The organism is Winogradskyella sp. PG-2 (assembly GCF_000828715.1).
GTDB lineage: Bacteria > Bacteroidota > Bacteroidia > Flavobacteriales > Flavobacteriaceae > Winogradskyella.
This window is the reverse complement of sequence record NZ_AP014583.1, coordinates 3,317,664-3,341,397: the sequence shown is the minus strand read 5'-3', so window position 1 is coordinate 3,341,397 and position 23,734 is coordinate 3,317,664. Positions and strand designations below refer to the sequence as shown.

The window sequence follows — 23,734 nt, the reverse complement described above, 5'->3', positions numbered from 1 at the left end:
AACTAAAATAAATATCATGAAAAAACCTACTTTTTCTAGACTAGTATTTACTGCTATATTGTTATGTATTGGGGTACATACTTATGCTCAAAACTACCAACCTTTTGTTCCTAGATTTGATCAAGATTTAAAAGGAGATATTGTATTAATTGGAAACAATATCCTTGGCCCTGATAATAATCCATTTAATAATAACTCAGTATATAATCATAACGTAGATATGAGATATATTGATATTGATGCTGATATATCAACCTTTAGCTCCTCGAGTGCCGATTTAGAAATACCAAACCCAAATTGTTATAGAATCATCTATGCAGGTTTATATTGGGGAGCGGTAAACCCTGGCAGCGAGCCAATAACTGATGTAAAATTTAAAGGTCCAATTGGAGACTATAATGACATAACTGGTACTGTAATATATGATGCTAATGGTAGTTCTGTAGATGGTGGTGATAGTTTTTCTTATGCTTGCTTTGCCGATGTTACTTCTATTGTTACGAGTTATGGTAGCGGTGTTGATTTAGGTACATATACTGTTGCTAATGTATCATCTGCTGAAGGTGAGACTTCAACATTCGATCCATTTAACGGTACCGGCCAATCGGCTGGTTGGTCATTATTTATTGTTTACGAAGACCCTACGCTTCCTGGAAAATCAATTACAAGTTTTGATGGTTTCAGTGCTATTAGTGTACCTGGTGGAAATCCTACGTTAGATGTACCTGTTTCTGGATTTAGAACAATACCAGCACCAGCGCCAGTAAGAGCAAACTTTGCTTTTGCTACTCTAGAGGGTGATAGTCCTATTTTAGGTGATAGATTAAGACTTAATGGTGTAAGTTTATCAACAGCTGATAGACCAGAAAGAAACTTTTTTAATAGTTCTGTAACACAATTAAGTGCGTTACCTGTTAATAATAGAGTTCCAAATAGTGAAAATACATTGGGTTTTGATACAGGTGTAATAGCAATTCCAAACCCTGGAAATTCAGTTATTTCCAACGATGCGACTTCTGGAACCATTCGATTAGAAACTAGCGGTGACACCTATTTTCCTTATTTCTTTGCATTTGCTGTAGAGATAATAGAGCCAAATATTGTACTCACAAAAATCGTTGAAGATGATTTTGGAAATGATATTGGTGGTCAACTAGTTGGTCTTGGATCTTCACTAAACTATGTTATAGGCTTTCAAAATACAGGAAATGATGATGCTACAAATTTTCAGATTAGAGATATTCTTCCGATTAATATAATTTACGATCATCCAAATGATTTAGTTCTACCTGCTGGTGTTACTGTTGCAAGTTATAATCCAGTCACTAGAGAATTAGTTTTTGATATTGATAATTCACTTGTTGAAGAGGGAGACCCAGCTTATGAAATCCGAATTGAAGCACAAGTAGTTGATGAATGTAATCAATTAGCTGATGCCTGTTCAAATATTATTAATAATCAAGCCTTTGCAACATATAATGGTACTTTAAACCCTTCGTTTCAAATAACGGATGACCCAAGTTTAAATAGTAATACTGGGTGTTTACTCTCACCTCAAGCTACTAATTTTTTAGCAGATTTAGATTGTACTTTTACAGAAGATATTGTGCTATGTGGTAACAGTATAGAATTAACAGCAGCAAACGATTACGATTCTTATTCATGGTCTTCAAGCCCTTCAGGTACACCAGTAATAGGAACTACACAAACCATTACCGTAAACTCAGAAGGTACATATTATTCGTTTAATACAGCTATTGCTCCTTGTCAATCAATAGAGCAAGAGTTTAATGTTCAACTTTTCGGTGGTGATATTACTAATCCTGTAATTCCCTATGCTGATGAAGTGGTCATTTGCCCTAACGATGGGAAGTTATTACCTAATATTTTCTTATGTGGAGCTGATGATTCAAGGTTTATTGAAACAAATATATCAGATTCAACATCTATAATTTGGGAACTCCTCGATGAATCTAGCTGTGCTGCAGTTACAGATACAGATTGTGCTAACGAAGATGCAGCTTGTAATTGGAATGAAGTTGGAACTGGCTCAAGTTTTTTAGCAGATTCTGCGGGTCAATTTAGATTAACCATCAATTATCCTGGTGGTTGCTTCAATCAGTTCTATTTCAATGTTTATGAAAACTTGTTGAATGCAACTGTAAATTCAACAGATATAATTTGTACTACAAATGGAAACATTACAGTTAGTGGTGTCCCTTCAGATTACGAATATAGTTTAGACGGAACGACTTACCAACCAAGTAATATCTTCTCAGTAAATACTGCTGGAACTTATACAGTTTACATTAGACAAATTGGTGTGCCAACTAACCCTTGTATATTTACTGTACCAGATGTCTTAATAAGAGATAGGGATTTTACTGCTACAACTACGGTAAATCAGCCGTTATGTTTTAGTGAAAAGGGAAGGATTCAAATTGCTGCCAATGATGCAGATCCACAATACTCATATGAATTATATAATGGTGCTACTTTAGTAAATAGTGTAGGACCTATTGTGGATAACAATTACACTTTTGATAATCTTAATGCTGGAACTTATACAGTTACATTGCAAACTGAAAATGGATGTACATATTCTGAAGATGTTACTATAGTTGAACCTCCTATACTAACAGTTACAGCTGCCATTACAATACCACTAACATGTTCTGATGGTGAAATTACAGTGTATCCAGAAGGTGGAACACCACCTTACTTTTATTTTGTAAATAGTACAACTGTTTTTCAGTCAGTACCAGAAATAGTGGTTACTTCAGCAGGAGTCTATAATATTACTGTTGTTGATTCTAACAACTGTAGTGCAAATACAACAATTAATGTAGATGCTATACCAGAACCAGATTTTAATATAACTACTGAAGACATTCAGTGTGGAGGGTCAGGAGATACAGGATCATTAACTATAAATGTGACAAATCCTAATGGAAATAGCATTGAGTATAGCATAGATGGTGGAGCAACTTTTGTGAATTCATCTGTGTTCACAGGACTTATAACAGGAGATTATGATGTAGTAATTCAATACACATCAGGATCATCAGTATGTACTACAAATACGCAAATTGTAACAATTAATGAAAATACAGCAATTTCTGGAACAGCAGAATTAACTGCAGGATTTACATGTATAGGAAACGGAACTATAACAGTAACTAATGTTACTGGTGGGGTTGCTCCTTACACATATAGTATAGATGGAGTTACATTTCAAACCAGTAACGAATTTTCAGATTTAACACAAGGCACATATACAATTTCTATTAGAGATACTAATGATTGTACTTCGATTACAAATGAAATTACAATTGATGCTTTAAACCCACCGACAGATTTAGAATTCGACAATTCACCAGTAACATGTCCATCAAACACATCAGATGTTACTATTACATCTACAACTGGAGGAACTGGTGTATTAGAATATCAAATTATTGCACCAACTGTCGCTGCAACAGCATATCAAACATCAAATGTATTTTCAGTATTAGAACCAGGAACCTATACATTCCAAGTTAGAGATGAAAACGAATGTATCTATTCTGAATCTTATACAATCGACCCTATTCCTACTCCAACTGTAAATGTTGTATTATCAGAAGGCTTAGATTGTACAGTAAATCCTGATGCCGTGATTACTGGAACTATTACTGGTACTGCACCATACACTTACTCAGTGTCTTTAAATGGTAGTTCTTATTCACCATTAGGTGCCACAGTTTCTCCATTTACATATTCTGCAGTTACTGCTGGCGAGTACCAAATTCAAATCACAGACGCTAATGGATGTATAGCAGAATCTTCAGTTATAACGGTAAATCCATTATCTCTACCAGAGATTAGTTTGGTAGTTCAAGGAAAACTGATACTATGTAATGGTGATTCAAATAGTGGATTAGATATTACAATAGATACTACTGTTGGTACACCACCTTATACCATAAATGTAAATAATGATACTACAGGTACAAATTATGGAACCCAAGTAACAAATTTACCAGCCGGAACTTATACAGTAACTTTAACTGATGCAAATTCTTGTACAGCAACTGAAACTATTACTATTGATGAACCAGATCCTATTGCAGTGGATCATCAAACTGTTGATATTACATGTAGTGCTGGTGGAGTTTCTCAAGGCTCAGTAATTATAAATTCTGTAACAGGTGGAACAGCACCCTATAATTATTTTGTTACAGGATCAAATGGGTATAATAATTCAGAAATAAATGTTACAGGGTCAACATCTGTAAACTTTGATGTTGTTGATTTTGGTTTATATCAAATAAACGTTGTTGATGCAAATGGATGTTCTGTATTAATTCAAGATGTTCTAGTTGCGTCACCTCCAACTGATTTAGATATTAATATTACTTCAACAGTAGATTGTGCAACAGGTGGTAAAGCTATTGTAAGCGTAGGATCTTCTTTATCTAGTGCTGGACCATTTTTCTTCAGTATTTATCAAGGACCAATTTCTGTATATCCAAACCCACCAGGATCTTGGTTACCAGAAGATGCTCCTTTAAGTCAGTCTGCAACATTTACAGGTTTAACACCAGGAGTTACTTACACATTTATTGTTTATGATGCGTCTACACTTTGTAGCTACTATGAACCTGCAACTACACCTATACCAACAAATTCTACATTAACAGCTACAGCAGTTAGTGCAAATAATATTACCTGTACTGGTAGTGCAGATGGGAATGTATCTTTTACAATTAATAGCAGCTATTCAAGTGCTGTAAATGTAAATTACGAAATCTTTGATTCTTTATCTCAAGTAAGCACTGGTGTAACAGGATCTGGTTCTGTGCCTGCAAATGGCTCATTAACGGTTTCTGACTTAGGGCCATTATCTTTTGGTAACTATTACGTTTCAATTAGCGAAACTTCTGGTCCAAATGCTGGTTGTGGTATTGTTACACCTCCATTTAATATCACAGAATCTGCAATTCTACTTAACTTAGATGCTACTGTAGATCAAAATGCAAATTGTAATCCAAATTCTGGAGTTATAAGTGCTATTGCACAAGATGGAACAGCACCATACCAATATCAAATTACAACAACAGCTACTACTCCACTAGCATCAGACACAAACTGGGCTTCAACAAGTGTATTCAATATGAATGCTGGAAACTATTATGTGCATGCTATAGATGGTTATGGATGTATTGTATCTAGTCCAGTACTTGTATTACCTGGTGATCCAACACCTTTAATTTCTGCTGTGTTAACTAATACATGTCAAGTAACTGATGGTAATTATGAAATAGACGTAACGCTTGATACTGCAGGAATTCCTCCTTACAGTTATAGCATTGATGGAGGAGCATTTCAAACACAAACAGCACCATTTACATTATCTAATTTATTTGCTGGTACACATACTATAGAAATACAAGATGTTAATGGTTGTGGAAACTTAGTTTCAGTTGATATTTCTGAGCCAATAGATATTACAGCTGATGTTACGGCATTACCTTCATGTAATAATGATGATGGAGAAATTACAATTAACGAATCTGGTGGATCGGGTTCATATACTTATACTATTTCCCCAAATCCAGCATCAATAAGTTTAAGTGGAAATATATATTCAGGAGTACCATCAGGAATTTATACTGCAACGGTAACCGATGCTGTAACATTGTGTACAACAGATGTTACAATTTCTGTTCCAGAGGCTGTAATTCCAACATTTACATTAACTCCAACTGTGGTCACTTGTTTTGGTGATAATAGTGGAGCTTTCGATATTAATATTACAAATTATTCAGGAGCTTACACATATGAGGTCTTTGATAACTTAGGTGCTTCGGTTACTGGAGTTATAAATGCAAACACATCTACAAACCCTGAAACTGTAACAGGAATGCTAGCTGGTACCTTTTCAGTAGTAATAACTGAAACTGCAATACCATTTTGTTCTAACACAGCAAATGTAATTATAGCTTCACCTACAGTAGACTTAACACTCACACTTTCTGAAACTGCTGATGTCACTTGTAATAACAACCAAGGTACAATTACTGCTATTGCAAATGGTGGTTGGGGAGATTATGAGTATGAATTGACTGGTGATGCAACTATTACGTATGCAGCAAACAATGTATTTACGGATTTATCAGCTGGAACATATACTGTAAATGTTAGAGATGCAGAAGGTTGTATTATTTCAGAAACTATAACATTAGACGAACCTACACCAATTACAGCAACGTTTACTCCAAGTACAACTTTGTTATCGTGTTTTGGTGATCAGGATGCAAGTATAACAGTAACAACAGTTACTGGTGGACAAGGCACTAATTATAGGTATACACTTAATACTATTTTACCAACCGTGAGCTCATCTGGGCCGCAAACATCTAATACGTTTACCGATTTAGGTGTTGGTACTTACTCTATTACAATTACGGATGGTTTTAATTGTGAAATGACATCATTAGATATCATAATTACTGAGCCAACACCAATAGAGGCAAATTTAGTTTTAGCTACCTCACAAACATGTACTGTTTCTTCATCTTTAACCTTAAGTGCAACAGGTGGAACAGGAACTTATTCATATAGTGATGATAGTACATTTACTACAACATTAGGAACATTTACATCATCAACTACATTTATTGTATCTGCTGGCACTTATGAATATTATGTAAGAGATGCTAATGGCTGTATATCTAGTGTTTCAAACGGAATAACAATAGATCCATTACCAGACTTAGTGATCAATTTAGATGCTACTAATCCTACAATTAATTGTACAGGTGATAATAATGGCTCTATTTCAGCAACTGCACAAGGTGGACTTGGAAATTATGTGTATACGCTTCAAGATGGTTTAGGAAACACTATTCCTGCAACACAAAATAGTCCTGGTTATTTTACGGATTTGGTTGCTGATGATTATAGAGTTATGGTAGAAAGTGGTGATTGTAATGAAACTACTGCAATAATAACTATTATTGAGCCTTTAGCACCACTTGATGCTTCTATTAATGTGAATAATATTACATGTCCAGGAACAGATAATGGATCTGTAGAAATTACAGCATCTGGTGGAACTGGCATTATCAAATATGCAATTTCACCGCAATTAAATCAATTTTTTGAAAATAATGTTTTTGAAAATCTTTCGCCAGATGATTATACAATAATTGTTCAGGACGAATTGGGTTGTTATTTAACTTTTGATTTTACAATTGTTGAGCCTGTACCAGTAATTCTGAGTATTGTAGCGGATTCATTATTCCCTGAGGTATGTGAAGGTGAAGGTAACGGAGAAGTTAGTGTAGATATTTCTGGCGGAAGTTTACCATATAGTGTCAGTATAGATAATTATGATGGTCCTTATACAACAGGAACTGCAACACAAACACAATTCGAATTTACAGGATTGGGCGGTGGAGACCATATCGTATACGTACGTGATGTATTGGGTTGTGAATCATCATGGAATATTACATTCCCGGAAGCTGTAATCATTAATCCAGAATTAACTCTAGAGTATATCTGTGAAAATAATGAGCAAAGCAACATTCTTACCGTAACTGTAGATGATTCTATTACTGATCCTTCAGATTTAGATTATTCGTTAGATGGTGGTACATACCAAACCAGTAACATCTTTACAAATGTACCAATAGGAAATGGTTATTATATAGATGTGAGGCATACCAATGGTTGTATTCAGAGGACAGAACTATTTGATATAGAGAGTTATGAACCTGTTACTTTAACTCTTACTGAAAGTGAATTGAATGAGTTTACAGCTATTGCTAATGGAGGTGCTGGTGGTTATCAGTTTACTATGAATGGTGAAGATTATGGTGATGTTAATGTTTATACAATTACTGAATCTGGTTTGTATACAGTAACAGTTACTGATAGTGCTGGATGTATTGCTACAGCTCAAATAGAATTAGAGTTTGAAGATATCTGTATTCCTAATTGGTTTACACCTAATGGAGATGGTGTAACTGACACTTGGTCACCAGGATGTGTAGAAAACTATCCAAATTTAACCTTCGATATTTTTGATCGCTATGGTCGGAAAATAGCAACCTATCGTGTTGGTGAAGTTTGGGATGGAAGATACAATGGTACAGAGTTACCTACAGGAGATTATTGGTTTGTAGTAAAAACTAATGATTCTGAATATGTTAAAGAATTTGTTGGACATTTTACCCTTTATAGATAAGCATAATAAAAAGATACAATATGAAAAAAATCACACTATATATATTTCTTTTGGTTATGTCTTATAGCTATAGCCAAGAATTAAATTTACCTGTTTGGACGCAATATCTTGCGGATAATGATTTTGTAATATCACCAACTTATGCAGGTATTGGTGATAACCTTAAAGTTAGAGCTAATGGATTAACACAATGGGTTGGTATAAAAAATGCACCAGATAATCAATCACTTTATGCTGATTTTAGAATTGCTAATCGTTCTGGAGTTGGCATATCTGCCTACAATGATAAAAATGGTAATACACGTCAAAAAGGTGTTAAATTCTCGTTTGCCCATCATTTAACTTTAGACTATAAAACAAAGCAGTTTTTATCTTTTGGTGTGTCATATAACATTAATAGTTTTAGAATTGATATTGAAAATTTCAATACCACATATGATATTCCAATTTTAGATCCGGCAATTAATGGTGATAGAGCCATATCAAATAATAATTTTGACGCTGGTATTTTGTACAGATTTCGCTCATTTTATTTGAGTTTCAATGCTAACAATTTAATCTCAAAAGATACAGATCCTTATATTGGTTTAGAACCAGATCGTCTTTTGAACTATCAATTATATTCAGGACTTGTACTTAGAAGTAATAGTAACAAAGACGTTGAGTATGAGCCTTCTGTCTTTTATCAAATGTTTGATAGTGACAAGCGTTCGGCTACAGACATCAATTTTAAATATAGAAAATTTAATAGAAAAGGAGATTACTATTGGATTGGAGGATCTTATCGTTTCCTAAATGATCAATTCTTAAAACCCCTTAATATTGGCCCTATGGCTGGTGTTATGGTTAACAAGTTTTATTTTGCATACTCATATCAGATGACTTTAAATGATTTATCAGGCTTTAATTCTGGTACTCATGCTATAACAATTGGCATAGATTTACTACAAAGTGCTAGTAATTGTGCTTGTACAAAGGGAACTAGTCAGAGTTATTATAGGTAAATATAAATTTTAGTTTACTTCTAACTTATAGCCAACACCATGAACATTTGAAAGTTTAATTGAAGTATCACTCTTTAACTTTTTACGAAGTTTAGAAATATAAGTATCTAGACTACGACCAACAAAAACCCCGTTATCCTCCCAAAGACGTTTTGTGAGTTCATCTCGTTTAATAATCTGATTAGGATTAGCTACAAAAAGCCCTAGTAACTCACATTCTTTTTTTGACAGTGCAATTTCTTCAGCTTCTTTAACAAGTTTATTCTGTTCAGGATAAAAATAGAAACTACCTAGCTTTTCAATGTTTTTATCATTTTGACTTGGGCTTAAATTTTTAGATTTTAGTTGCTTTTGGATTAAGAAGGAAATACCAATTAGGGCTAAAAGAATACCTAGAGGCAGTAATACACCACTTATAGTAAAGGGCTTTACTAATTTAAAAAAATTCACTTTAACAAGATAACAAGCTTCTGGCAAATATCTATCACTACAAGGAATTATAGTCTGTTCTTCTTCAACACTTATTTGATAACTATAAGCCACTTCCCTATCATTACACTGCATTACTTCAACAATATAATGCTCAGGTAATTCTAATCTACGAATACTTTCTTGCACTATTGAAACAAGTGAAGTCGGTTCGAAAGTTAGAGGTTCATTAAATGCTAATTGATAAGTATTCTCATTTAATTCAATTACTGGAAGAATTAACGAAGTAGAATCTCTTTGCGATAATAAAAGCTGATTGCCAGCATCTCGTAAGGCAATTTTTGTAAGCTCAGAAAAGTCAGCGTCCTCTGATGTATCACATGATAGTATAACCAAAAAAGTGAGACATAAGATGAATCGGCTGAACAAGATTAAAATAATTCGCTTCATAATCACAAAGAACATATAATTATACGACATTTTACATGTGTTCACACTTCTTTTACATTTTTTTGATACTCTTTGAAACTTCTGATTCTAGATTTACCAAAAACATTTACTCAAAAGAAAAAATCAGATGAAAAAACAAATCACATTAATCGTATTTTTATTTAGCATAACAATTTATGCTCAAGAACAACTTAAGATTAACACTAATAAAAGTGAAATTAAATGGTCAGATGAATATTCCTTTTACTTTGGTGGTCATAATGGAAAAATTAATGTCTCAAAAGGCTATTTCATAAAAAGCAAAGATGTCATTTCTGGAGGTGAATTTATTATCGACATGACATCTATAACTTGTGATGATCTTGACGACGAAGAAGCTAATAAAAGTCTTGTAGCTCATCTAAAAAACGAAGACTTCTTTGCAGTTGATCGATTTCCTACAGCAAAATTAGTAATTTCTAGAGTAGAATATCATGATAATACGAGTATGAAGATTTATGCTAATCTTACTATAAAAGATATTACCTTGCCAATAGCTTTTCAGGCAAAAGTGAATTATGAAACCCAACTAATGACGACTAAGTTTAAAATTGATAGACAACGTTGGGGAATAGATTACAACAGTAAATTAAGAGATGGAGCTATTGCAGATGGTATTGGTTTTGAAATCACATTAAGCTTATAATTACATGATGAAACATATTATAATTATTATAACACTATTCTATACCGTAGTGCTTTTTGGTCAGGAACACGAAGAATTGTATATGCTAAACGCAGATAGTACTTGGCTAAAAGAGGTAATTAAATTTCCTTTAAGCTTCGCACAAGATATTAATTATGAAGGTTACGAAGACTTGAGATTTGCAAAGAACTGGAGTAAACCAGAAGGCACCGAATTTTTTACTTATGCTTTTGTTTGGAATATCAATCTTAAAGATATGCCAACAATAGAAATGATTGAAACAAATATGAAACTATATTATGATGGTTTAATGGAAGCTGTAAACAAAGAGAGAGGTTTTGTTGTACCAAAAACTCAAGTAGAATTCAAAAAACTAGAAAACAAGTCTGAATCACCCGGTTTTAGAGGTAAGATGAAGGTACACGATTCTTTTTTTACTAGAGAAATTATAGACCTCTATGTGACTATAGAAACATCATATTGCTCAGAACAGGATAAGTATTTAATGTTTTTTAGAATTTCTAGTTTAGATTTTAAAAATGAAATTTGGAATGAATTAAATACTATAAGTCTAGCTTCGGATATTTGTAATAAATAAAAACTAATTCTATAAACTACTTACTTTACCATTGTACCTAATTGTAGTTCGGTTAGAGCTATAGATATAAACACTAGCTGTTTTATTAGAGAATAAAAGCATTTTAATATTAAATTGCTCAGTTGAATTTTTAATTCTAAAAGTAAGTGTTATCGTTTTCTTTTTCTCATTTTCATTAACCTTATAAGCTTGAGGTTCTTGGTCAAAAATAATAGTTGTGTCTCTTGTATCTGAGTAAGCTGCAGTGCGCAGCTCCCCAAAATACGTGAGGTTAGCTTTAACTTTATTTAGAGATATAATTATATAATCATTATTAGCACTTAAAGAAAATCTTCCATTAGCATTTTCCGTTTGACGTATTAAAGCATTTGTAACATCAATAACATCATTTGACTGCATTGAAAAAGCGGTCTCAGCAGTAAATTTAAATTTACCAGAACCTATCAATAGCTTCTGTGCATCAAAAGTCTCTAATTCTAATGCGTTGGATCGTTTTGAACTTCCACAACTTAAAAGCAGTAAAAATGAAATTACTAATACACAATTACTATGTATTTTTATATAACCAAAAATATTCTCTACCAAATTAATTTTATTAATGCACAAATATTTATATAAAATACTAATACATGGTGGTATTTAAAGAAACATTTGAATAATTTTAGTTATTTATAAATTTTTCCTAATAAAAAATACGAATCTTTATAAATTTCAGAGTAATTGTCCTCATTGCTTAGTGTATTTTATTTTTGAATATAAAAATCTAATAATCTGACAATTACATTCATCGTAGATAATGCGCCTTTATCGAAATTTTCGTTAATTTAAATAAATCAATGCAAGTTGTTAGACTAATAATGATACATTTACGATAGCTATTAATTTATTGTATCAAAAATAAAATGAAAAATCTTTTTTCCAAAAAACCTATTGGAAGTATAATGCCATGTATTAGCCCCAAGTCATTTAAGGTTATAATACCTGTAATCCTTTTTACTTCTGTAATATTCTTTAGTGCCTTTCCATATTTTTCTGGACCAGGATTAATAACGCCAAAAGTAATAGCTCCTTATGCAAATGCAGCTTTTCCTCAGACAATTGATACCGACTTAGATGCAACTTATAGAATTGCTTTTCCTAATTTAAGATTCTTCTTTCCAATTACCTTTAAAATGGTACCAAACCAGAATAAAGTTATTTTAGGTCAACTTAATGGCATTATATACTGGTTTGATAATGATGAAACAACAACCACTAAAAACACATTATTAGATTTATCAGCAGAAGTTGGTTTAGTCTCTGATGGAGGTTTCTTAGGCCTTACTATTCACCCGGAATTTGATGCGCCATCTAATGCTAAAAACTATTTTTATGTTTATTATGCGACTAAAAATTGGAACGGTCAAGATTTACCTGGATTTGGTCAATATACAGGTCAAGGTTGTAATTATAGCGACAATGAGCATCAAGGTAACTTTTTAATTCTTGAAAGATTTGAAGTCGATCCTTTAACTATGACCGTTGTAACTAATTCTCGTACGACTGTTTTAAAAAATAGAATGTATGGAACTACACATTATGGTGGAGGATTAGATTTTGGTGATGATGGGTTTTTATATCTTACTACTGGAGATATGGCATCATGGGAAAGATCTCAGGACATTGCTAATAACTTAGAAGGTGGAGTTATAAGAATTGATGTTGATAAGGACCCTACCAAAAGCCACGCACCTGTAAGAGCTAAACCAGCAGACGTAGGACATTCTGATGAAATTACTGGTGTAGAATATTGGATACCTAATGACAATCCATTCTCAGATACTACACCAAATTCAAGCACAAATATTTATGGCCAACTAAACCTTACGACAACTGATCCTGCTGATGTTTATGTTTCAGGAGATTTCTTTGAAGAATACTACAGTATAGGTTTAAGAAATCCATTTAGAATGACAAAAGACAGTCAAACCGGTGAATTTTACATAGGAGATGTTGGCTTAAACTCAAGAGAGGAAATTAATGTATTGAATGCTGGAGCAAATTATGGATGGCCATTATTTGAAGGTACTTCAAATGGCCCTGGTTGTTACTCAAATCTTTTTAATAACATGAGCCATGAAGAACCTTTAAAATCATTTGGACATGATATAGCAAATTCAATAACTGGCGGTTTTGTTTATAGAGGAACAGGAATACCAGAACTTTATGGAAAATACATATGTGCAGATTATGGTGGTGGAGATGAGATTTTTTCTGTAGAAACAGATACTGGTGATTATGTCCAAATTGGAACATTCTTACCACAAGATATTATTTCATTTGGTGAAGATGATCAAGGTGAGTTGTTTATTTTAAGACTAGGATCAAATACAAACATATACAAATTAATTGATGATGATTTAAATGGAGGAGATCCGCCTATTTTACTTTCTGATACAGGTGTGTTCTCTGATATGTCCACATTAGATGTCATTGATGGTTTTGTACCTTATGAATTATATGAATCATTTTGGTCTGATGGCGCATTGAAAAAGCGTTGGATTGCGGTGCCAAATACAGATGGTGTCCATTCTGGTCCGACAGAACAGATTAAATCTTCTGAATATAGTGATTGGGAATTTCCACCTGGAACAGTAATAGTTAAACATTTTGATTTACAAATAGATGATAATAACCCTTTAGTAACAAGGAAAATTGAGACTAGAATTTCTGTTGTAGATGAAAATGGTGAAATGTACTTTCTTACTTATAATTGGAATGAGGCACAAACCGACGCAACTTTGCAAGTAACAAGTTTAGATGAACCTATTGAAATAGCAACTAGTTCAGGTACAAGGACCCAAACGTGGCATTTCCCATCTAACTCAGATTGTAAAGATTGTCATAATGAAGCTAATAAAGGTGGACTTGGATTAAAAACAAGATATTTAAATACTGATTACACATATTCAGAGACTGGTTTGACGGCAAATCAGTTAGTTACCTTAAGTCATTTAGGTATTATAGACGAAACTATAACAGATTCGGATACAGTAGATTTAATATCTAATAAATCACTTGATGATACTAATGCATCTTTAGATGAAAAAGCAAGATCCTATTTAGATTTAAATTGTGCATATTGTCATAGACATGATAATAATAATAGGGCAAATTTTGATCTTAGATATTTTAATAGTCTAGAAGCTACTGAATTGTTAACAGCCAGCATTTTAAGTCCATTAGGAATCGACCCTAATGAAAAAATAATATATACAGGTGACGCTTCAAAGTCTATTTTATACCATAGGATGAATAGTGTAGATCCATCAACTATGATGCCACCTATTTCAAAAACAATAGTTGACCAACCTGCAGTAAATGTTATTGAACAATGGATAAATCAATTAGATCCTAATTTTATAGAAGCACATAACCCAAATCCAATTAGTAATTTGGCACTATTAGAATCTGCTCAACTAAGCGGATATGTAGGTCTTGGTAATAATAGAGGTGCTCCAATAGATATTTTATATGATCCTTCTGTTGATGATTATAAGGTTATTACTCAATTCTCTGAATATGGTGTCCCTTATAATGGTACGAGCAATAATTTAGGCACTGTAAATGCTGATAATGGCTTCTTTTGGAGAGTTGATTGGCCAGAGCCAAAGTTTATAAATTACATTACGTTTGGTGGTTCTTATCCTAATCAGCCTCAACCTAATACAATGTGGCGTGTGAGCTATCTACGTGAAGGAACATGGCATACAATAGAAGAAGGACAAGGTGGTTGGATTGATAATAATACTGGTGACAGCTGGAGTGATACCGCAATTTATGAATGGGGAGGATCTAATCAAACTCCTGTATATGCTGAAGCTCTAAGGTTACAATTATATAGTGATGGTGTAAATGATTTATATCGCATCCACTTAAGAGGAAGAGGTGGTAATACTCAATTTAGTAATGGTGCTGATGTTGATACTCAACCAAAAGCATCCTTAATACAATTTTTACCTTTTAATAATTATACTACTATCGATAATATAACCGCTGGAACTCAAACAGGTTGTGATAACAATGACAACACATATACTCAAGATGTAACAATTACTTACACAAATGCACCACTTACAGGTTCACTAGTTGTTAATGGGCAGTCGTTTCCTATTACTACAAGCCCTCAAACTGTTACTTTAACAGGTTTAAACTCTGATGGACTTGATGTAGAAGTAGAAGCTGAATTTACTGATGGGTACAATACAAATTACAAAAGCAATGGTGTTTTATTTACTGCACCTGATGATTGTATAAATATTATGGTAGGTATTGATGAAAGTATAGTTATCAATGGTGATCATACAGTAGCCACTGGAGGTAGTTTACAAATCTTGGAGGGTGGTAGTGTAACGATTAATGGAAACCTAATAATTAATGGGACCGTTGAGTTGAATTCTACATCAAATAAATTTTCAAGTTTAATTGTTACAGGTACTAGTACTGGTAATATTAAGTATAAAAAACATGTTAATTTGTTTAATGGATCTAATGGTAATGACTTATTAGCTCCGCCTGTAAAAGGGCAAGATTTTGGCGACTTTGCAAGTAAAAACCCAAACATTTTTGAAAACCCAAGTAATCCAACTCAAAAACTATTTGGTCCTTTTGACGAGCCTTCAGGTGAATATCAAATATATTCTACAGTTTCTAATGCTACTACGCTCTTAAATTCTGGAGAAGGATATAGAGGCGCAAGAGATGCTTCTGAAGACCCGATAAGTGGTACTACTTTTGTTTTTGAAGGTGAAATGGAAACTAATACAGTTGATATACAAATTAATGATACTGCTTCTTCCTCTTACACTGGTTGGAATTTAATTGGAAATCCTTATCCTTCATATATAGACTTTGATGCATTTTTCCTTTTGAATAAAGATAAGTTAGATATAGCTTCTTATCAAGCTATTTATGGATATGATGGTAATGCAAGTGATGGATGGACAATCCTCAATAATACAACTACTGGTTTATCAATAGCCCCAGGACAAGGTTTCTTAGTAAAAAATAAACCCGGTTTACAAACGATATCATTTACTCCAGCTATGCGTGTAAATGGTTCATCAGATGATTTTATACTTGGACGTACATCACCTATAGAAGACAAAGACTTTAGTCTTAAACTTAATACTGACGATTTAAGTTATAGTACAAAATTCTATTTTGACAGTAATACAACTTTAGGTTTAGATCCAGGATATGATGCTGCGTTGTTTGCAAGTATTTTGCCAGAATTCGTAATTTATTCAAATTTAGTGGAAGGTAATTCTGGTGTTCCATATGCTATTCAATCAATAGATGATTCTAACCTAGAAAATGTTGTTATTAATATCGGAGTTAATGCTAGTCAAGGACAAAACATCATATTTAGTGTTGATGAAAACGACATACCTGACTCTAAAAATGTATATTTAGAAGATCGATTACTTAATACATTTACATTGTTAAACACTGACACTTACAGTATAATTGCAGATACAAATTTATCTGGCATTGGTCGTTTCTATTTAAGTATAGAAAGTAATCTGTTAAGCACTAATGATTTACCTTTGGATGAATTATTGATTTATACAAATAATTCAGAAAAAACGATTGTAATTGAAGGTTCGATAAAAAATGCTACAAACTTTAAATTATATGATATTAATGGTAGAATATTAAAATCTATAAAATTAGATGTCGCAAATTCTCTGCAAACTATAAATGTAGAAGAATTAAGTGCTGGTATTTACATTGCAGAGCTAAGCTCTAGTGCCAATGAAAAACGAATCGAAAAGTTAATTGTTAAATAAAGCTGTTAAATATATAATTATTAAAGCGTAGTAACGATGCTGCTACGCTTTTTTGTTAGAAGGAATTTGTAGTTTCCTGAGGCAGAAATAAGCCAATGTAATCTCTTGGTATTGAATTTAGTCGTAGATAAAGCATCTTAATCGAAAGATATTAAGGCTTACAAATTTAATAGGTATATTTATTCAGCTATTAATTATTATTCGTTAAAAAAATGACCCCTTATAATTCCAAAAAACTTATAAGAAGTTTAATCTCACATGTGAAATTCAAACTAGCATTTTTTAATATAGTATTAAGTATTTTAATTTTTCTACTTCTTTTAAATGCTTTTCCTTCAAAAGATTTATCGATAAATAATCAGAATTACGCAATGTCTCATTATGGGTATTTAAAACTAAATTTAGTCTCTAACAATTTAATATCTTTTACCGAGTTTTATTTTAATAGTAATGCTTCACAAGGATTAGACCCAGGGTATGACGCATCATTATATGGTAATTTACCATCGTCCTTTTCAATTTATTCTCATTTAGTTCAAGGTGATACTGGAATTGCATATTCAGTTCAATCATTGAGCGATACTGATATGAATAACATAACGATACCAATAGGTATTAATGCAAGTCAAGGGCAAGAGATTGTATTTAGTATTGCACAAACTGATATACTAGAATCCATTAATATCTATTTAGAGGATAGAGAGGCAAATACATTAATACTCTTAAATGAAAGCACATATAGTTTTACTCCTTCAACTAATTTGTCTGGCACAGGACGCTTTTATATAAAGTTTGAGGCTGATGTGCTAAGTCCTACAGAACAAGCTTTAGATGAGTTAAAAATCTACTCAAACCATACCAATAACACTTTTATTGTTAAAGGAAATTTAGAAAGTGATACAGAATTAAGATTATTTGATATTAATGGAAGATTGATAAATTACCTTGTTTTAGATAAAGTAAATACAGAACACACAATTAACACTAGCTCAGTAAATACTGGTGTATATATAGTAAAACTTTCAAATAAAAATTCTGAAAATCGAACACAGAAAATAATTATTCAATAACTACTATTATTAAATAGCTTTACATTGCCATTTCTCTAAATGTAATACCTAAAGCTTTCTGAGTATCGCTAATTTTTTGCATTTCTCCAGGAATGATCAAAGCAATAGATTGTCCTGTTTTCCCTGCTCTAGCAGTTCTGCCACTTCTATGAGTATAATACTCTAAATGCTCAGGTAATTGATGGTGCAATACAAACGCCAAATTATTAACATCTATCCCTCTAGCAGAAACATCAGTAGAAACTAGTACTTGCAAATTCTCATTCTTAAACGCACGCATTACCTTGTCTCTCTCTTTTTGTTGCATATCACCTTCTAGAGCTCCAACCGCAAAGCCTTCATCTTGTAATTGTTTTGCTAAAGTTTTTGTGCCTGCCTTAGTTCTACAAAATATAACACCTCGCTCCTCTTGTCTTTTGTCAAGGAGTCTTATAATTATATTCGATTTATCTTTAATGCTTGTATTAATGAAATGATGTGAAATATTTTCATTTACTAAAGCATTTTTGTTTACTTCAATTCTAATTGCATCAACGGACATGTAGGTTTTAATAATACGTTTTATTTCATCTGGCATAGTTGCAGAGAATAACCATGTATTTCTTTTGGAAGTATTATACTTTAAAATTTTACTCAAATCTTCTTTAAAACCCATGCTTAGCATTTCGTCTGCTTCATCTAAAACTAAAGTTTTTACATTGGAAATATCTACAGCTCCACGTTCTACTAAATCTAGTAAACGTCCTGGTGTAGCCACAACGATATGTGTTGTTCTATTCAATGCTTTAATCTGCCTATCCATTTTCTCTCCACCATAAACGCCTTCTACAAAAATCTTATGATTTACGTATTTTGTAAACTTAAAAAGTTGTTTCTTAATTTGTTGTACAAGCTCTCTAGTTGGTGCAATTATTAAACCTTGTACCTCAGACATATTAGTATCAATTAAATTTAAAATCGGTAACCCAAAAGCTGCTGTTTTACCTGTACCAGTTTGCGCCAAACCAATTAAATCCGTTCTAGATTCCAAAAGTATTGGTATTACTGCTTCCTGAATATCTGTAGGATTTATAATATTCAGTTCTTTTAATGCTTTTATATAAGCTTTATTAAGGCCTAGTTGAGAAAATGTTGTCATATTTTAATATTCTGGGACAAAGGTAATTTGTACTTTCGATATTCAATGGATTTAATCACAAAATTACGTTATAAAGGTTATCTAGCTACACCTCCACTTTGGAAAGACAATGACGTGTCTCAATATAACCAGGTTATATTAAGTGATAATTCTGAAATAATAGATAACTCCGATAAATTTAAAAACAAACGTTTAGGCAAACTTGTAGAAGAGTTTGTAAATCATCAAATCAAGCAAGAAAGTGCTTATACATGGATTTGCAACAATCTTCAAATTCAAGAAGGTAAACAAACCGTAGGTGAGATTGATGCTTTGTACTATTTTAAAGATCTACCAATTCACATAGAAATCGTCTATAAATTTTATCTATACGATACACTTAAAACTTATAAATCACCTCTAGCCTATTGGATTGGCCCCAATCGAAAAGATAGCTTATTATACAAACTAGATAAACTTCATAATAAGCAATTACCTCTTTTGCATCATAAGTCAACTAAGGCTTATCTCGATAATTATAATCTAAAAGCGAAAACAATAGCTCAAAAATTATGCTTTAAAGCACAATTATTTTTACCGCATAATAATTTATCAATAGATATAAAACCATTAAATCCAGGTTGTATAATTGGTTATCATATAACATTCAATAAGATTGAAGTATTAAAAAATTATGAATTTTATTTTCCAGAGAAATTAGATTGGTTAGTCATTCCGCATTTAAATGTAAATTGGATATCCTATAATTTGGCAATAGAACTTATTAAAAACAAAATAAATGATAGGCGTTCTCCTTTAGTTTGGATAAAAAATAACAAGGATAATCTTTATAAGTATTTTATAACCTTTTGGTAGTACTAAAATAAAAGGCTTTTAGTATATTTCAATTTGAAATTTCATAACTAATGCTTCATATCAATACTATTTCTAAATCAATAGGCTTAATTATTCTTTGTTTTATCTCTAACACTATTCATGGGCAATTAAAATCGGAAAAAGAGGGAAATTGGATAGACTTACAATCCTATAATGAAACAATAAGCATCTCAGAAGATGACATAGAATATGGTCTTGTTACCTTGCTTTCAGATGAGCAGACTCATGCAATAAAAAAGCACCAATATAGACGTATTGTAACTAAAATTTCTGATAATGTTGGTATACAAAGCGCCTCTGAAATTTCTATAAATTATGACCCAACATATCAAAGCTTAGTTATTCATAAAATAGATGTTATTAGAAATGATGAAACTATTGACAAGCTAATTATTAATAATTTTCAAGTACTACGGAAAGAATCAAATTCTGAAAGCTATATCTATGATGGCAGCCTAACAGCTATGATAAATTTAGCAGATATTAGAAAAGGTGATATTATTGATTATAGCTATACAATTAAGGGGTTTAACCCAATACATGAAGGCAATTTTTCAGGTGCATTTTATCTAAATGATTATGTATACGTAAATAAAATTCATTTAAGAATTATCAGTAACAAAGAGTTAGTTCATAAAGTGTTTAATTCTAATATTGCTCCAAATATTGTTAAGACTACAAACCAATATATTTACGACTGGAGTGCCAATAATGTTAAACCAGCAAATTTTGAAGAGAACGCTCCGAGCTGGTTTATGGAGTATCAAATTCTATTCGTTTCAGACTACCAATCCTGGGAGGAAGTTGTTAATTGGGCAATAGACGTTTATGATATAAATAAAGCACTATCACCAGAATTAAAGAGAAAAGTTGAGTCTATTAAGGCAAAGCATAAAACTCGTGGTAAACGTATAGAAGCCATACTGAATTTTATTCAAAATGAAATACGTTATTTAGGTTTAGAAGATGGTATTGGTAGTTACAAACCTTTCACTCCTAGCAAAGTTTTTAACCAAAGATTTGGAGATTGCAAAGACAAATCTTTATTAATGGTTACAATGCTCAATGCATTGGATATAAAAGCGTACCCAATGTTAGTGAATACTATTTACGGTAAATCTTTACCTGAATTATTACCAACACCAAAAGCGTTTGATCATGTGGTAGTAAAAGCAGTTGATGAAAATGGTACTCCTTTATTTTTTGACCCAACTATTACGAATCAAAAAGGGGATTTTAAAAATGTCTTTTTCCCAAATTACAGATATGGCTTGGTTATCAAAGAAGGTGCGACTGAATTGGAAGAGCTACAAACTTTCGCTACAAATTTAATTGAAGTATTTGATGAATATGATTTAGAGCCTGTAGGCAATGGGGCTGATTTAAAAGTAAAAACAATTTATTATGATTACGAAGCAGACGTGATGCGTAGCTATTATAAAGCAAATAGCATCTCAACTATAGAAGACAATTTTAAAAATTATTATACAGCTTATCACGACGATATAGAAGTTATTGAATCACCAATTATTGTAGATGATAGCATTGAAAATACAATAACGATTAAAGAGCATTATAAATTAAATAATATATGGGAACCAATGGTTGGAGAAGAGAACCAAATAGCCGTTTCCTTTTATCCATCTAGTATTGGTGATGCTCTTTATATTCCAACTGAAAAGACAAGAACAAAACCAGTTTCATTATACTATCCTAGTTCAAAACGACACAATATCACAGTACGTCTACCTCGTAAATGGGGAATTGAAAATGAAGAATACACTATTAGTTCTAATGATTTCTATTATGAATTTGAAGCTAAATATATTAAGAGTAAAAATATTTTTCATTTAAATCATTTCTATAAGAATCAAAATAGTGACGTGCTTATAGATAATTTTGATGAGTATTATAATGATATAAAAAAACTAGAGAATAGAATTTCTTACTACATATTCATACCCAAGAATTATGTGGAATCAAATTCCAACACTTTTGTTCGAAAATATGAAGACAATAAAAATAACAGTTCTGTTGTGGTAATTGTTCTCCTTTTAGTTGTGCTTATTGCAGTGCTATTAATTTATATTCTTAGAATTAGAAACCTTAATAAATAAAAGTTATTACAAATTTTCAATACTTTAAAATATATAAACCATATGGTTATTTAAGTCAATTTATTAACCATCAAAACAAGAGGAAGTCCAAAAAACTTTTAGGAGAATTAGTGAATTTACCTGAAGGAGTTATGGCTGTTGGTCGTTTAGACGAAAAGTCTGAAGGTCTACTTCTATTAACTACAGATGGTAAATTTAGTAACCATATTACAAGTTCTAAAATTGATAAAGAATACCATGTTATGGTAGATGGGGTAATTACGCCAGAAATTATTTCCGAAATAAAAGAAGGACTTTATATATCTGTTGAGGGCAAACCATATAAGACAAAACCTTGTAAAGCTGCAATTTTAAATGATACATCGCATATCATCGAGCGTTTTGTTAGAGATGAACGACATGGACCAACGTCTTGGTTATCAGTAACATTAACTGAAGGTAAGTATAGACAAGTAAGAAAAATGACTGCAAAAGTAGGACTACCTACATTACGATTAGTAAGGGTAAGAATTGGTAATTATAAATTAGAAACGATGAAACCCTCAGAAGTATTACCTATTAATTATTAGAAGCTTCATCTTCTTTATTATCTTCTGAAGATTTTGATTTTATAACTGTCTTTTCATTATTAAAAACAATAATTGCTTTTACACCTGTGAGAAGATTCCATTCTTTAGATGAAATCACTTTACCTTTATCATCATACACCACAAACTCAGCTGTATTAGGGCCAGAATCACCTTGATTTAAAGCGGTTATATCTACAGTGTTCTTACCTTGAGCAAGATTCACTTCTACACGCCTATAACTAGTTGTCAATAATAAATTTGCTTTAACAATGTAACCATTGACTTGTATTTGTACACGATCACCATCAGGATATTCATGATCTCGACAAACAATATTTACAAATTTAGTATCTACATTATGTTCTCCTAAAAATTGATCAGACATTGTTCTAATAATACCACCTTTCTCAGCTTCTTTAGTCCAACGTTTTTCATAAATCTCACTCGGGCTTCTTAAACCATCTTTTTCTGTCATAGAAAATGGTTTTTTAGTTTCCTTCATTACAAATCTTTTGTCAGTAATTTTAGAACTACCTTTTGATTTATCGTCTTCTTTTTTTGGTTTAGGAGCAACCTTAATTTTAACTAAAGCAGAATCTTTTTTCTTCGGAGAAATTTCAGCAGGAATTCGTATTGATTTCTTTTCCTTATCTGGGCCTTGAGCAAAAACCAGTATTCCACACATCATGCAGAATAAAATTAATATGGTTTTGATTGTTCTCACTATAAAA

The 23,734-nt window shown here is 32.1% G+C and carries 13 protein-coding genes; 9 read left to right on the top strand and 4 right to left on the bottom strand.

Annotated elements, in window-relative coordinates; all coding sequences use genetic code 11:
• Positions 1-16 precede the first annotated feature (16 nt).
• Positions 17-8,236 (top strand): T9SS type B sorting domain-containing protein, encoded by an 8,220-nt coding sequence (locus WPG_RS15000; RefSeq protein ID WP_045474162.1) that lies wholly within the window; start codon positions 17-19, stop codon positions 8,234-8,236.
• Between the two features lie 20 nt (positions 8,237-8,256).
• The gene (locus WPG_RS14995; RefSeq protein WP_045474160.1) at positions 8,257-9,240 is read left to right on the top strand and encodes a type IX secretion system membrane protein PorP/SprF; all 984 of its coding nucleotides are present in this window, start codon (positions 8,257-8,259) and stop codon (positions 9,238-9,240) included.
• Between the two features lie 9 nt (positions 9,241-9,249).
• Here WPG_RS14995 and WPG_RS14990 read toward each other — a convergent pair whose 3' ends face one another.
• Positions 9,250-10,065, bottom strand: a complete 816-nt coding sequence (locus tag WPG_RS14990; protein WP_231850202.1) for a winged helix-turn-helix domain-containing protein — start codon at positions 10,063-10,065, stop codon at positions 9,250-9,252.
• Positions 10,066-10,246: 181 nt separating this feature from the next.
• Here WPG_RS14990 and WPG_RS14985 point away from each other — a divergent pair, with 181 nt between their 5' ends.
• Both WPG_RS14985 and WPG_RS14980 read left to right on the top strand, forming a co-directional pair.
• On the top strand, positions 10,247-10,804 hold the full coding sequence (locus WPG_RS14985) for a YceI family protein (RefSeq protein ID WP_052471295.1): 558 nt from the start codon (positions 10,247-10,249) through the stop codon (positions 10,802-10,804).
• Positions 10,805-10,808: 4 nt separating this feature from the next.
• Entirely contained in the window at positions 10,809-11,402 is a 594-nt protein-coding gene (locus WPG_RS14980; RefSeq protein ID WP_144374492.1) for a hypothetical protein, read from the top strand.
• A gap of 9 nt (positions 11,403-11,411) precedes the next feature.
• Here WPG_RS14980 and WPG_RS14975 read toward each other — a convergent pair whose 3' ends face one another.
• Complete coding sequence (locus WPG_RS14975; protein WP_045474154.1) at positions 11,412-11,987, bottom strand: DUF4251 domain-containing protein; 576 nt, start codon at positions 11,985-11,987, stop codon at positions 11,412-11,414.
• Positions 11,988-12,304: 317 nt separating this feature from the next.
• Here WPG_RS14975 and WPG_RS14970 point away from each other — a divergent pair, with 317 nt between their 5' ends.
• Both WPG_RS14970 and WPG_RS14965 read left to right on the top strand, forming a co-directional pair.
• A complete protein-coding gene (locus tag WPG_RS14970) occupies positions 12,305-17,233 on the top strand; it encodes a PQQ-dependent sugar dehydrogenase (protein ID WP_045474152.1) in 4,929 nt (1,642 codons plus the stop codon).
• Positions 17,234-17,493: 260 nt separating this feature from the next.
• Positions 17,494-18,303, top strand: a complete 810-nt coding sequence (locus tag WPG_RS14965) for a T9SS type A sorting domain-containing protein (protein WP_171817193.1) — start codon at positions 17,494-17,496, stop codon at positions 18,301-18,303.
• 19 nt (positions 18,304-18,322) lie between these two features.
• Here the strand turns inward: WPG_RS14965 and WPG_RS14960 are convergent, their stop codons facing one another.
• Entirely contained in the window at positions 18,323-19,441 is a 1,119-nt protein-coding gene (locus WPG_RS14960; RefSeq protein ID WP_045474148.1) for a DEAD/DEAH box helicase, read from the bottom strand.
• Positions 19,442-19,486: 45 nt separating this feature from the next.
• Here WPG_RS14960 and WPG_RS14955 point away from each other — a divergent pair, with 45 nt between their 5' ends.
• Genes WPG_RS14955 through WPG_RS14945 form a run of 3 tightly spaced genes read left to right on the top strand, consistent with a single transcriptional unit; the run spans position 19,487 to position 23,003 of the window.
• Positions 19,487-20,296 carry a DUF1853 family protein gene (locus WPG_RS14955; protein ID WP_045474146.1) on the top strand — a complete coding sequence of 270 codons (810 nt, stop codon included), beginning with the start codon at positions 19,487-19,489 and terminating at the stop codon, positions 20,294-20,296.
• Between the two features lie 50 nt (positions 20,297-20,346).
• Positions 20,347-22,434, top strand: coding sequence for a DUF3857 domain-containing transglutaminase family protein (locus tag WPG_RS14950; RefSeq protein WP_045474144.1), 2,088 nt, complete (start codon positions 20,347-20,349; stop codon positions 22,432-22,434).
• A gap of 5 nt (positions 22,435-22,439) precedes the next feature.
• The gene (locus WPG_RS14945) at positions 22,440-23,003 is read left to right on the top strand and encodes a pseudouridine synthase (protein WP_410529697.1); all 564 of its coding nucleotides are present in this window, start codon (positions 22,440-22,442) and stop codon (positions 23,001-23,003) included.
• Here the strand turns inward: WPG_RS14945 and WPG_RS14940 are convergent.
• Positions 22,993-23,691: a hypothetical protein gene (locus WPG_RS14940; protein WP_144374491.1), complete on the bottom strand. Its 699-nt coding sequence runs from the start codon at positions 23,689-23,691 to the stop codon at positions 22,993-22,995. The genes WPG_RS14945 and WPG_RS14940 overlap by 11 nt on opposite strands.
• Positions 23,692-23,734 lie beyond the last annotated feature (43 nt).